This is a genomic window from Streptococcus viridans (genome assembly GCF_900636365.1).
Classification (GTDB): Bacteria; Bacillota; Bacilli; order Lactobacillales; family Streptococcaceae; genus Streptococcus; species Streptococcus viridans_A.
In genome coordinates this window covers 1,618,336-1,630,878 of the sequence record NZ_LR134266.1, presented here as the reverse complement: position 1 = coordinate 1,630,878, position 12,543 = coordinate 1,618,336, and the positions used below count along the sequence as shown (strand labels likewise).

The window sequence follows — 12,543 nt, the reverse complement described above, 5'->3', positions numbered from 1 at the left end:
ATTCAAAGGAAAAAGGAGTGTGGCAAGTGGCACGGGTTTTATTAATCGAGGATAATAATGATATCCAAGAAATTTTATACAGTCTCTTAAGTGAAGACCATGAGGTCCTTCAGGCTTTTTCAGGTACAGAAGGGCTGCGACTCTTCCAGCAAGAAAGCGTTGATTTGGTCCTTCTCGATATCATGCTTCCAGGGAAAAATGGCGATCAGGTCCTGGAGGAGATCCGTTTGCAGAGTCAGGTGCCGGTCATCATGATGACCGCTCTTGGAGACAAACACCTCATTAGCCAGTATCTCCTTGCAGGTGCTAATGATTATATCGTCAAGCCCTTTAATCTGGACGAAGTGGCAGCTCGGGTAACGGTGCAGCTGAGAAATAACAACACTCCGGCACAGGAACCTCCATCATCGAAAAAGCTGACTTTTAAAAATCTGGTCCTGAACCCAGAAACCTTTGAACTGGAGTCTGAAGAACATACGCTTCGCTTGGGCAAAAAAGAATTTCAAATTTTTGAGACTTTACTGGCGCATCCAAAGAAGATTTTTACCAAAGAAGAGTTGTATGAAGCGGTCTGGGAAGAAGTTTATCTGCCTGGAGACAATACGCTCAATGCCCAGTTGAGCAACCTCCGAAAGAAAATTGCTCAGCTCGATCCTAATGAGGACTATATTGAAACCGTCTGGGGCTTGGGAGTTCGCTTGAAAGGAGACAAGTAATGTGGGGATTGGTTCTAGTTCTAGTCGTCCTTGTCCTTCTCTTTGGACTGGGTTACCTTCGCCTACTCTCTGCTCTCAAAGATTTGCAGGAGCAAATTCAAAAGAAGCTCCAAAATGGGAGTGGGGTACGGTTGACCTCTCAGGTCTCAAAAAAAGAATTGGTCGCCTTGACCAAGCAGGTCAGTGATCTCTTTGATCAGATCGAGCGGACCAATCGGATTGCCTTTCAAGAGAAGAAAACCTTGGATATGGCCATCAGTAATATTGCTCACGATATTCGGACACCTTTGACCATTGCTTCGGGCTATACCCAACAAATCATCAAAGGAGGGACGCAAGAAGAGGAAAAGCTGAAGAAAATTGCTTCCAATCTTCAAGTCGTCTCAAAACGCTTGGAATCTCTCTTGGAGTACAGACGCTTGATGGAGGGAGCCATCCAGCCTCGGCTTTCAGACGTCAATCTCAGCCAAGTGCTAACCCAGCAGTTATTCCAGTATTATGATAGCTTGTCTGAGGCGGGGATTGCCTTAGAGGTAGAGTTAGAAGAACATCTCCATTATGCTACCGATCCTGAGCTTTGGGAGCGACTCTTGCAAAATATGCTCAGCAATGTCCTCAAGCATGGGAAGGAGCAGGCACGTTTGACCCTGATGTCGGACACGGACACGATTCGGGTCGAGCTACGCAATATTGTGCAACAACCGATTCAGCATTTAGACCAACTGGCTAGTCGATTCTACTCAGAAAATCTATCGGATACAGAAGAGTCTTCTGGCTTGGGTCTCTACATTATTCAAAATTTTGTAGAGATCTTAGGGGGAGACTTGCAACTAGCAACGGAGGCAGATTGGTTTGTCTTAACTATTACATTAAAAAAATAAGGCTTGACCAATCGTCAAGCCTTTTTCTTATAAATCTTTGTGTTTAAAGGTAGCGAGTCCCAAGAATCCGAAAACAAGGATGAAGCCAAGGGCAATCGAGAGGGTATTGTTGGTTGCTATCGTACTTTGGACCATGGAATATTGGAATTCCAAGTTTAGATAGTGCAAAATGTCGATGTCTTTAAAGAAGAGAGCAGGAAGGCTTAAGAAGATATTTCCAACGAAGTAGCCAACGAAGGCCAAGGTGATGGATTGGCTAGCATAAAGAAGGAAGGAAATGATGCTGACCCAAGCCAAGGTGGAAAGGAACTGAATCAGCACGGTTAGACCAAAATGAGCAAGGAAGTGCTCTGGCATGGTACCAATTCCATTGTAGAGGGTCGCGAGTAGGAAGACAAGACCATAAGATACAAGGAATTGGAAGAGAGCAATGGTCAGGACAACAGCGCTTTTAGCAAAGTAGTAGCTGGTGCGCGAAACGCCATAGGCCAGACTATTCTTGTATAAGTTTTGTGTTAAGTCTGTTCCCAGAACCAAGGTGATGACAATAATGGTAAAGAGGATAGTCACACTGATGCTGGAAGAGTAGTTGGTCAAGGCTTTAAAGCCCGTCCAAACTTCGGTCGCTTGGGGTAATTTGGATTCCGTATTGACGCCGACGTGGCCGGTAGCTCCAAAGATGACTCCAGACAGGATGTTGAGTACGAGAATGGCTTCTGTGATCCAAAAACCTTTGGAGCGAAAAAGTCTATAAAAATCTGCTTGAATGGTATGCAACATGATAAATCTCCTAAATGAAATGTGTGGGATAAGTAATACAAGACGGTGCTTTGACTAGTCTACCAAGTCCGTAAAGAATTTCTCCAGATCTTGGCGGGCATAGTAGATTTCGTCCACATCTATATCTGCTTGGACGAGGGCTTTGACAATGACTTTAATATCGTGAGTCTGTCCGAAGATATGGATTTCACCATCCTTATCGATAACCTTGATACGGTGATGGAGTTGATCTTGAATCAGTTGACTGGCAAGGGCTAGCTGGCTGGTCTTGAGGATGATGTAGTCTTCGCCTTGTTCTTCGAATTCAGCCTTGCTAATTTCTTTTATCAGGCGTCCTTGGTCGACAATGCCAAAACGATTGGCAACCAGATAGAGTTCAGAGAGGATGTGACTGGAAATGAGGATAGTCATGCCGAGTTCATCGTTGAGTCGCTTGATCATCTGACGGAACTCCTTGATTCCGACCGGATCAAGGCCATTGATGGGTTCATCTAGAATGAGGAAGTCGGGCTTGGCAATGAGCGCGATGGCAATTCCCAACCGTTGTTTCATTCCCAGTGAAAAATCACGGAATTTCTTCTTACCAGTATTATTCAGGCCCACATAGTTCAAAGTTTCTTTGATGACCTGGTCGGGATCCGGAATATGGCGTGCCTTGCAATAGTAGACTAAGTTTTGGTAGGCGGTCATATGCTTGTGAGCCACGGGACTCTCAATGACGGATCCGACACGTTTCAGGGCTTGCGTCCACTGGGAGCGATTTGAAGAAGCAAAGAGGGAGACGCTTCCGTCCGTTTCTTGAATCAGCTGGGTGATGACCTTGATGAGGGTGGTTTTCCCAGCTCCGTTCTTACCGATCAGGCCGTAGACATCACCTTTGCGAATAGTCAGATTCACATCATTTAAAGCGTATTGTTGACCGAATTTTTTGCTCAAGTGTTTAATTTCTAATACTTTTTCCATGGCTTCTTCTCCTTAGTACAGCTTATTTTCTAGCAAATCGAAAACGATTCCGTAAGCTTCATGCTCGTAGCTATGCTCTATAAAATTTGTTTGACTATCGTTGAATGTGACCTCAAAGTTAAAATCGTTATGTACGAGGCTCCAGACGCTAAGAGCAATGATAGAGGCGATGGCGACAATCATTAGTTTCTTTTTCATAAGTGAACTCCTTCTTGGTTATTTTCTTTACACTCTTAGTATACAGCTTGCTTTTCAAATAACTATCAAGTAATTCTAAAATATTTCTAAAAAAACGGGAGTGGGACAGAACGAATTTTGACTAAAAATCGTTCGTTGTCCCACCCCCGCAAGGCTGATTAGGTCATCTTTGGAGCTTAAAAGGCGAACAAAGATGCCAATCAGCTACTGCGTCTTGCAGTTATAACTATCATATATAAGAGACTGGACACTTTATGCCCAGCCTCTGTTCCTATTTAAATTCACCAACAAACTCCTTAATGGCTTCTGCCAGTTCATAGGGTTTCTGAGTATTAAGCGTATGGCCTCCATCTGCGATTTCTTGATAGTGACCTTTGGGCAGAAGATGTGCCAACTTTTTCGAAGAAGCCTGATTGGCCCCATCTTTGCTGCCACAAATCACTAGGCTAGGGAGAGGACAAGTTTTTGCAGTATCGGTTAGATTGAGGGTTTTTAATTCGGTAAATATTTGCAACATGTGCTGTTTATTGGTGCCCTGCTTTTCAAAGACATGCTTGGGAATCAGACGAAAAAGGAGAATTTGGAGCCGATAGAGGAGATTGGTGTTGAGTTTGTATTGTGTCCCTGAAAGTACCAAGCCCTTGAGTTGTGGTAAGTCTTGGCTGGAGAGATCAAGAGCGAGAACACCACCTAGTGAGAGTCCGACCAGTATAAAGGGTTCGCTTTCTTGTTGGAGGTACTCCGTCAATCTTTCTTTGGCATCCTGGTAGCTTTCGCTTGTATGGGAGAAAATAGCGAAAGATTCAGTATGCAAGGGAGAAAGTGCATCTTGGACTCCTTGCCAAGAGTGAGCATCTTGGCCTAGGCCGTGTAAAAAAATAAGTTTCATTATGAGTCTTTTCTTGTGAAATCGAGTGGATAGAGGCCACGAAGGGCATTGCAGGCATAGACTTGGTCAGCAAGTTCTAAATCCTTCAGTGTTAACAGTTTTTCCTCTACTTGTCCAGTTTCCAATAGATGGCGGCGGTAGATCCCATCGAGGATAGGGAGGTTAGCTGGAGGAGTATGAAGCTGGCCGTCGATCTCTAGGATGAGATTGCCAATGGTCGTTTCTAACAAGCTGCCATCAGGCAGATAAAAGATTTGCTCGTGATGTTTAGCTGCTAGATGATTTCTCTGGCTAGTCTTGAAATAGGTAAACGGAGTTGCTAGATCAAGCTTTTGTTCGGTCAATTGGGCCTGTAGATAGCTAGCTGGCAAGTCTGTTAGCTCGGTGATTGTCAGTTGGAAGCTTCCGTTTTTCTGCAAGGCAATGCGACAACGGTAGTCAAGGCTAGGATTCAAATGAGTGAGCTCTTCTTGAAGGTCGTTCAGGAGTTTTGGCTCATTAAAAGGATAGGCAAAGTAGCGGCTGGCCTCTCTCAAACGGGTCAGGTGTTGCTCTAGGAAAGTCAGCTCTCCTTGATGGATGCGACCGGTCGTCAGGAGCTCAAATCGAGGCTCTTGTCGGTAGAGGACAGCCGATTTTTGTTTGGTTTCCTGGTATTCGCCTTCCCATTTACTATCCCAAGTGATGCCACCACCAACCCCATAGATAGCTTTGGTGCCTTGCATTTGAAGGGTCCGGATGGCCACATTAAAAATCCGTTTCCCTCTTGGAAGAAGGATCCCAATCGTGCCACAGTAGACTCCACGAGGAGCAATCTCTGTATTTTGGATGATTTCCATAGTAGAAATCTTCGGTGCGCCTGTGATCGATCCACAAGGGAAGAGGGCTTGGAAGGTTTGGACCAGATCGACTTCGGGTCGCAAGCGACTTTCAATGGTCGACGTCATCTGCCAAACGGTGGAGTATTGCTCGACTTGGCAGAGGCGGGTCACCTGCTCACTTCCAATTTCCGAAATCCGATTCATGTCATTGCGCAGGAGATCCACAATCATCATGTTTTCCGCCCGATTTTTGGGATCTGCTTCTAGCCAGGCTGCCTCTTTGAGATCCGCTTGGTTGGTAAGCCCACGGCGCGTCGTTCCCTTCATGGGGCGCGTGGTCAGTAACCGGTCATCTTGCTCAAAAAAGAGCTCAGGACTAATGGAGAGGATGGCGACATCATCGTGCTGGATGAAGGCATTGTAATGGGCCTTCTGCTCCACCACTAGTCGGTTGTAGATGGCCAAAGGATCAGCCTCTAGCTCTTGAGAAAGCTGGACGGTGTAGTTGACCTGGTAGGTGTCTCCCTGGCGTATGTGGTGATGGATGGTCTTGATCGCTTCTTGGTAGGTAGGAGACTCGACCTCTTCCTGCCAATTGGCTGGAAGGTCCACAGCCTCGTAGTCCTCTGGGAAAGGAAGGGTCTCGACTTCCTCATGAATGGTGAAATAGAGGAGATACTCTCCCATGAGAGGTGCTGGGTGGACGGCTAATTTTTTCTCAAAAGCAGGAGCAGCCTCATAGCTGACATAGCCAACGGCATAAAAACCAGCCTCCTGGTAAGTTTCCACTTCTTTAAGAAGTGCCTCTACTTGGTCGATGTCTCTGGTTTTTAATTCTTTTAAGGGCTCGGTGAAAAGGTGACGCAATCCAAGCTCTTTAAAATCAATAATCGTTTGTTTGTGCATGCTTTGAGTATATCAAAAATAGAGGGAAAAAGGTAGATAAGGTTCTAAAGATTCCTTGCTTGGTCCTCTCTTTCATGCTAAAATAACCATAGAATCCGCATTTTGCAAGGAGTAGGAACATGCAAAAGAATTCCCTCTATAACACTTCCAGTATTAGTCTTTTTCAATACCTCTTTGCGATTGCAGTGATTTTGGTGCATAGTGGTCGCTTAACATCCTATGAACCGCTGCATTTTGGACTCAAGAGCATCCTTGGACGGCTAGCGGTGCCATTTTTTATCGTCTGTGCTAGCTTTTTCCTCAAGCAATCCCTAAAGGATGCAAGGAAAATGAAGGCCTATCTGGTCAAAATCGTAAAAACCTATGTATTTTGGAGTTGTGTCTATCTTCCCTATGCCTGGGTCTTTTTTTCTAGTCTCCATCTTCCTGTCTATCTCTTTCCAGCAGGCGTCCTCATCGCTCTGCTCTATCTGGGAATGTGCTATCAACTCTGGTATATCCCAGCTTTTCTGCTGGGCTTGCTTTTGGTCAATCAATTGGTCAAACGCCTAGGCATGGTTTGGGCAGGTTTGATCACCTTGCTCCTCTATTGCTGGGGCTTGATTGAGACCTATTCGGCTTATCTGGACACCACGAGTCTTCTAAAAGGCTACCAGCTCTATAGCAACCTATTTTTCACAGCGCGAAATGGTCTCTTTTACACGCCCATTTTTATCTATATGGGTTACTATCTGTTTGATCATTTTCATGCACCAAGATTTAGGGTTCACCGTTGGCAAAAGGTTGCTCTGGCTTTTGGCTTTCTCTGTTTAGAAGGCCTGGTTATTTTTCAACGTGAAGGAATCGATAAGAACTTTTTCTTGCTCCTTCCCTTTGTCACGGTCTATTTGGTCAATGCTTGCTTAAAATCGTCCTTTCTAAAAAACTATGACTTACAGTATTTGAAACAGATGAGTGTGGCGCTTTACTTTTCGCATCCAATCTTCATCGAATGGGCTCGCTATGGCTTTAGCAATCTCCCTCTCTCTTATCCAGATAGGGGCAAGCTGATTTTTGTGGTGGCCTTGTTTGGAAGCCATCTCTTTGGAGTGGCCATGCTTTCTTATCACTCTAGGCAAAAAGAAAGGAAGAATCGAAGTTTTAACAAGGGAGGTCTCTAAAGAGGCTTTCTTTTTTACCTTAAGGAAGACTTATAAAACAACTAAGAGTTGCAATTCCTTTCAACTTTGGTTATGATGTAAGGGATTACAAGCGAAATCAAAAAGGAGAAACACATGGAGAAAAAATGGTGGCATGATGCTGTGATTTATCAAATCTATCCCAAGAGCTTTTTAGATAGCAATGGAGATGGAATCGGTGACCTCAAAGGGATTACCAGTAAATTGGATTATTTGGAGAAGTTAGGCATTACAGCCATCTGGCTGTCGCCTGTTTACCAAAGTCCTATGGATGATAATGGCTATGATATTTCCGATTACGAGGAGATTGCTTCTATCTTTGGGACCATGGAGGATATGGAAAACTTGATCGCTGAAGGGCAAAAGCGCGGTATTAAGATGATCATGGATTTGGTGGTCAACCATACATCTGATGAGCATGCCTGGTTTATCGAGGCCAAGGAAAATCCAAACAGTCCAGAGAGAGATTACTATATTTGGAGAGACCAACCCAATGATCTTCTCTCTAACTTCAGTGGTTCAGCTTGGGAATTTGATCCAGCTTCCCAGCAGTATTATTTGCACTTCTTTAGCAAGAAGCAACCGGACCTGAATTGGGAAAATGAGATCCTTCGGCAGAAGATTTACGATATGATGAATTTTTGGATCGACAAGGGGATCGGTGGTTTTCGGATGGATGTCATCGATATGATTGGAAAGATTCCAGATCAGAAGATCGTAGCCAATGGTCCCATGCTCCATCCCTATCTGAAGGAAATGAATCGAGCGACCTTTGGGGATAAGGATTTGTTGACGGTTGGGGAGACCTGGGGAGCGACACCTGAGATTGCCAAGCAATACTCTGGTCCTGACAATGAGGAATTGTCGATGGTCTTTCAATTTGAACACATTGGCCTTCTCTTCCAAGAAGGCCAGCCAAAATGGCACTATGCCAAGAAGCTCAATGTTCCTAAGTTGAAAGAAATTTTCAACAAGTGGCAGACAGAACTGGGCATGGACGAGGGCTGGAACTCCCTTTTTTGGAACAACCATGACCTTCCTCGGCTTGTCTCTGCCTGGGGAGATGACCAATCCTACCGGGTGAAGTCCGCTAAGGCTTTAGCCATTCTTCTTCATTTGATGAGAGGGACCCCTTATATCTATCAGGGAGAAGAGATTGGTATGACCAACTATCCATTTGAAAGTATAGACGAAATTGAGGATATTGAGTCCGTCAACTATGCCAAGGAAAGTCTAGAAAAGGGAGTAGACCTCGACACCATTATGGATCAGATCCGGCATATTGGCCGGGACAATGCTCGGACTCCTATGCAGTGGTCCAAGCAGCCACAGGCTGGTTTTACGACTGGTCACCCTTGGCTAGCAGTCAATCCAAACTATCAGGAAATCAATGTAGAAGCTGCTTTGGCTGATCCCTCATCCATTTTTTATACCTATCAACAATTGGTTGCCCTCCGTAAGGAGCAAGACTGGCTGGTTTCTGCTGACTTTGAGCTACTTAATACAGCAGATCAAGTCTTTGCCTACCAACGTGTAGATGGAGACCAGCGCAACTTGGTCGTTGTAAATTTGTCTAGTCAAGTCCAGAGGTTTGAACTGGAGGAAGACTACCAGTCTGTCCTTATTAGCAATACAGATGTAGAGCAGGTCAAAGAGAAGAAGGTGTTGGAGCCTTGGGATGCTTTTTGTGTGCAACTAACTAGAGCATAATTCCTACAAAAAAGAAGCGGACAAATCGCTTCTTTTTTTGTTTTAGAGGGAGCGAGGACTGTCCAATGGGAGGGGACTCAGTCTGTCTGCTAGAAGCCCTATAGTTATTTTTTATAAGGACTATTAGTTCTGGTCAATGGCAAGGGGCGAAAACCCTTGATCTATAAGGTTATAGCTTCTGACTATACCATAAACCATTGAAAAGCAATTATACAGAAGGGGCTTCTTCTGATAAGATAGATTCAACTTGAATTTTTGGAGGACAAAACATGTCAACTACAATTATCGGATTCCCTCGTTTGGGTGAATTCCGCGAACTAAAATTTACAACTGAGAAATATTTTAGAAACGAAATTACAGCAGAAGATTTGTTGGCTGCAGCAAAAGAATTGCGTGCGAAACACTGGAATATTGTCAAAGAAAAAGGTATCACTGAAATCCCATCAAATGACTTTTCACATTATGACAACTTCCTAGATGCAGCCTTCCTTTTCAACGTGGTTCCTGAATCGGTTCAAAACTTGGACTTGTCTGACCTTGAACGCTACTTCGCTTTGGCGCGTGGTTACCAAGGTGAAAAAGGGGATGTGCGTGCCCTTCCGATGAAGAAATGGTTCAATACCAACTACCATTATATCGTTCCAAAATTTGAAAAAACAACAGACGTTAAATTGGCTGGTCACAAGATTTTTGATGAGTACCAGGAAGCCAAAGAATTGGGTCTTGACACTCGCCCGGTTGTGGTTGGTCCCTTCACTTTCCTTCAATTGTCAGACTTTGAAGAAGGCGTAAAAGCAGAAGACTTTGTAGATAGCTTAGTAGCTGCTTACCAAGACGTTTTTGCTAAATTGGCTGAACTTGGTGCAACTCGTATCCAATTGGACGAAGCTGCTCTTGTCAAAGACTTGACAGCAGAAGAAAAAGCTCTCTTCTTGAACCTCTACAACAAATTGTTAGCTGACAAAAAAGGTCTTGAAGTTTTGCTTCAAACTTACTTCGGTGACGTTCGTGACGTCTACGCTGACCTTGTGAAATTGCCAGTAGATGCGATCGGTCTTGACTTCGTTGAAGGTAAGAAAACTCTTGAACTCGTTAAAGGTGGTTTCCCAGCTGATAAGACGCTTTATGCAGGGATTGTCAACGGTAAGAATATCTGGCGCAACAACTACGAAGCAAGCTTGGAAATCTTGAAACAAGTACCAGCTGAAAAAGTTGTTTTGACAACTTCTTGCTCACTACTTCATGTGCCATTTACAACGGCTAACGAAGACTTTGAGCCAGCTATCTTGAACCACTTTGCCTTTGCAGTTGAAAAATTGGAAGAACTTCGTGACTTGGATGCTATCCGCAATGGCCAAGGAGATCAAGCTCTTGCTGCCAACAAAGAACTCTTTGCGACGGAACGTGTCGGAGCAAATGCGGAGCTTCGGGCTCGTATCGCTGGATTGACTGACGCAGACTACACTCGTTTGCCAGCCTTTGCTGAACGTGAAGCTATCCAAGAAGATGCCTTCAAACTTCCAGCTCTTCCAACAACAACCATTGGTTCATTCCCTCAAACGAAAGAAGTTCGTGCTAAACGCTTGGCCTTCCGTAAGGGTGAATTGACTCAAGAAGAATACGATGCCTTCCTTGCTGAAACCATCGACGAATGGATCAAATGGCAAGAAGAAGTTGGATTTGACGTGCTTGTACACGGTGAATTCGAGCGTAATGACATGGTTGAGTATTTCGGTCAAAACTTGTCAGGTTACCTCTTCTCTAAGAATGGTTGGGTACAATCATACGGTATGCGTGGGGTGAAACCACCAATCATCTGGGGTGATGTGACTCGTCTCAACCCAATCACTGTGAAATGGTCTAGCTACGCACAAAGCCGTACTGACAAACCTGTTAAAGGTATGTTGACTGGACCTGTGACCATCCTTAACTGGTCATTCCCACGTGAAGACATCTCTATCAAGGATTCAACTCTTCAAATTGCTCTTGCCATCAAGGAGGAAGTTCTTGACCTTGAAGCAGCAGGTGTGAAAATCATCCAAATCGACGAGGCTGCTCTTCGTGAGAAATTGCCACTCCGTCGTAGCGACTGGTACGAAGACTACCTTGACTGGGCTATTCCAGCCTTCCGTTTGGTACACTCAACAGTAGCACCAGATACACAAATCCACACTCACATGTGTTACTCAGAATTTACAGATATCATCCCAGCTATCGACAACATGGATGCGGACGTGATCTCATTTGAAGCGAGCCGTTCAAACCTTGAAATCTTGGATGAACTCAAAGCTCAAAACTTCCAGACAGAAGTGGGTCCTGGAGTTTACGATATCCACTCTCCTCGTGTGCCTAACGAAGGCGAAATCGACCACACCATCGAAGCCATCCTTGCTAAAGTACCAAGCAAGAAAGTATGGATCAATCCTGACTGTGGTTTGAAAACACGTGGTATCAAAGAAACTAGAGAAAGCTTGATCCGTCTTGTAGAAGCGGCAAAAGTTGCTCGTAAAGCGCTATAAGGCAAGCAGCAATTCCTAAGCTTACCGGTTAGCAATAAAACGCTCAATCAAGAAAGGAATACATTTGATGACTAAGCAAACACCGTCGCTCTCCTTTGAGGTTTTCCCTCCAAATCCTGAAGTAGGCAATGCCAAGCTCTTACGTGCCTTGGAAAATATGCAGGAATTAGCTCCTCACTTTATCAGTGTGACAGCTAGCAATAATAAATACAATATCAAAGAGACGACGGTTGCTTTAGCCAATCATATTCAGAATGAATTGTCTATTCCGACCATTGCCCACTTACCTGCCATCTATCTAAGCAAGGAAAAAGTAGCAGATACCCTTCATGAATTAGATCAAGTAGGGGTTCATCGGATCTTGGCCCTTCGTGGTGATATTATTCCTGGTATTGAGCCTTTAAAAGACTTTCGTTATGCAACGGACTTGATCGAATTTATTAAAACAGAAGCTCCTCACTTTGATGTGATTGGTGCTTGTTACCCAGAAGGTCACCCAGATTCTCCAAATCAAATTTCAGATATTCAAAATCTGAAAAAGAAAGTGGATGCTGGATGTTCGAGCCTAGTGACTCAGCTTTTCTTTGACAATGAGCGTTTCTACGATTTTCAAGATAAGTGTACCTTGGCGGGAATTGATGTTCCCATTCATGCAGGGGTGATGCCAATTCTTAACAGAAATCAGGCCCTTCGCTTGTTGAAGACTTGTGAAAATGTTCATATCCCACGGAAGTTCAAAGCCATTCTGGATAAGTATGAACATGATCCAGAATCCCTTCGTGCAGCTGGTTTGGCCTATGCGGTAGATCAAATTGTTGATTTGGTCACGCAAGATGTTGCAGGTGTCCATCTCTACACCATGAACAATGAAGATGTAGCCTATCATGTCCATCATGCAACAAAAGCCTTATTTGAACACCAACCAAAGTTGGAAGTGATTTAATCAACAGTCTAAGCAGGAATTGTAGAGATTGAGAAAAAT

Annotated in this window: 11 protein-coding genes; 6 read left to right on the top strand and 5 right to left on the bottom strand. The window is 44.3% G+C overall.

The genetic code is table 11. The features are described from left to right. Nucleotides 1–26 precede the first annotated feature (26 nt). A complete protein-coding gene (locus EL081_RS08390; protein ID WP_185946484.1) occupies nt 27–716 on the top strand; it encodes a response regulator transcription factor in 690 nt (229 codons plus the stop codon). Further along, a complete protein-coding gene (locus tag EL081_RS08385; protein WP_126404794.1) occupies nt 716–1,597 on the top strand; it encodes a sensor histidine kinase in 882 nt (293 codons plus the stop codon). The genes EL081_RS08390 and EL081_RS08385 overlap by 1 nt, the downstream gene beginning before the upstream one ends. Before the next feature lie 27 nt (nt 1,598–1,624). Here EL081_RS08385 and EL081_RS08380 read toward each other — a convergent pair whose 3' ends face one another. The 5 genes from EL081_RS08380 to pabB all read right to left on the bottom strand — a co-directional run bounded on the left by EL081_RS08380 (nt 1,625) and on the right by pabB (nt 6,154). After that, entirely contained in the window at nt 1,625–2,377 is a 753-nt protein-coding gene (locus tag EL081_RS08380) for an ABC transporter permease (RefSeq protein ID WP_126404793.1), read from the bottom strand. 54 nt (nt 2,378–2,431) lie between these two features. Beyond that, nucleotides 2,432–3,340 (bottom strand): ABC transporter ATP-binding protein, encoded by a 909-nt coding sequence (locus EL081_RS08375; protein ID WP_126404792.1) that lies wholly within the window; start codon nt 3,338–3,340, stop codon nt 2,432–2,434. 12 nt (nt 3,341–3,352) lie between these two features. After that, a complete protein-coding gene (locus EL081_RS08370) occupies nt 3,353–3,538 on the bottom strand; it encodes a hypothetical protein (protein ID WP_006595653.1) in 186 nt (61 codons plus the stop codon). Between the two features lie 271 nt (nt 3,539–3,809). After that, complete coding sequence (locus tag EL081_RS08365; RefSeq protein WP_126404791.1) at nt 3,810–4,427, bottom strand: alpha/beta fold hydrolase; 618 nt, start codon at nt 4,425–4,427, stop codon at nt 3,810–3,812. Further along, on the bottom strand, nt 4,427–6,154 hold the full coding sequence (pabB, locus tag EL081_RS08360) for an aminodeoxychorismate synthase component I (RefSeq protein WP_126404790.1): 1,728 nt from the start codon (nt 6,152–6,154) through the stop codon (nt 4,427–4,429). The genes EL081_RS08365 and pabB overlap by 1 nt, the downstream gene beginning before the upstream one ends. Before the next feature lie 119 nt (nt 6,155–6,273). Between pabB and EL081_RS08355 the strand changes: the two genes are divergently transcribed. The 4 genes from EL081_RS08355 to metF all read left to right on the top strand — a co-directional run bounded on the left by EL081_RS08355 (nt 6,274) and on the right by metF (nt 12,504). Continuing rightward, the gene (locus tag EL081_RS08355) at nt 6,274–7,314 is read left to right on the top strand and encodes an acyltransferase family protein (protein WP_126404789.1); all 1,041 of its coding nucleotides are present in this window, start codon (nt 6,274–6,276) and stop codon (nt 7,312–7,314) included. Between the two features lie 114 nt (nt 7,315–7,428). After that, nucleotides 7,429–9,042 (top strand): glycoside hydrolase family 13 protein, encoded by a 1,614-nt coding sequence (locus EL081_RS08350; protein ID WP_126404788.1) that lies wholly within the window; start codon nt 7,429–7,431, stop codon nt 9,040–9,042. Between the two features lie 269 nt (nt 9,043–9,311). Then, nucleotides 9,312–11,561 (top strand): 5-methyltetrahydropteroyltriglutamate--homocysteine S-methyltransferase, encoded by a 2,250-nt coding sequence (metE, locus tag EL081_RS08345; protein ID WP_126404787.1) that lies wholly within the window; start codon nt 9,312–9,314, stop codon nt 11,559–11,561. Nucleotides 11,562–11,628: 67 nt separating this feature from the next. Then, nucleotides 11,629–12,504, top strand: coding sequence for a methylenetetrahydrofolate reductase [NAD(P)H] (metF, locus tag EL081_RS08340; RefSeq protein ID WP_126404786.1), 876 nt, complete (start codon nt 11,629–11,631; stop codon nt 12,502–12,504). Nucleotides 12,505–12,543: the final 39 nt, after the last annotated feature.

What these genes read in the sequence shown, in the direction of transcription:
- EL081_RS08385 (WP_126404794.1), top strand. Translation starts at nt 716, where the DNA reads ATGTGGGGATTGGTTCTAGTTCTAGTCGTCCTTGTCCTTCTCTTTGGA.
- EL081_RS08380 (WP_126404793.1), bottom strand. Translation starts at nt 2,377, where the DNA reads ATGTTGCATACCATTCAAGCAGATTTTTATAGACTTTTTCGCTCCAAA.
- EL081_RS08375 (WP_126404792.1), bottom strand. Translation starts at nt 3,340, where the DNA reads ATGGAAAAAGTATTAGAAATTAAACACTTGAGCAAAAAATTCGGTCAA.
- EL081_RS08370 (WP_006595653.1), bottom strand. Translation starts at nt 3,538, where the DNA reads ATGAAAAAGAAACTAATGATTGTCGCCATCGCCTCTATCATTGCTCTT.
- EL081_RS08365 (WP_126404791.1), bottom strand. Translation starts at nt 4,427, where the DNA reads ATGAAACTTATTTTTTTACACGGCCTAGGCCAAGATGCTCACTCTTGG.
- pabB (WP_126404790.1), bottom strand. Translation starts at nt 6,154, where the DNA reads ATGCACAAACAAACGATTATTGATTTTAAAGAGCTTGGATTGCGTCAC.
- EL081_RS08355 (WP_126404789.1), top strand. Translation starts at nt 6,274, where the DNA reads ATGCAAAAGAATTCCCTCTATAACACTTCCAGTATTAGTCTTTTTCAA.
- EL081_RS08350 (WP_126404788.1), top strand. Translation starts at nt 7,429, where the DNA reads ATGGAGAAAAAATGGTGGCATGATGCTGTGATTTATCAAATCTATCCC.
- metE (WP_126404787.1), top strand. Translation starts at nt 9,312, where the DNA reads ATGTCAACTACAATTATCGGATTCCCTCGTTTGGGTGAATTCCGCGAA.
- metF (WP_126404786.1), top strand. Translation starts at nt 11,629, where the DNA reads ATGACTAAGCAAACACCGTCGCTCTCCTTTGAGGTTTTCCCTCCAAAT.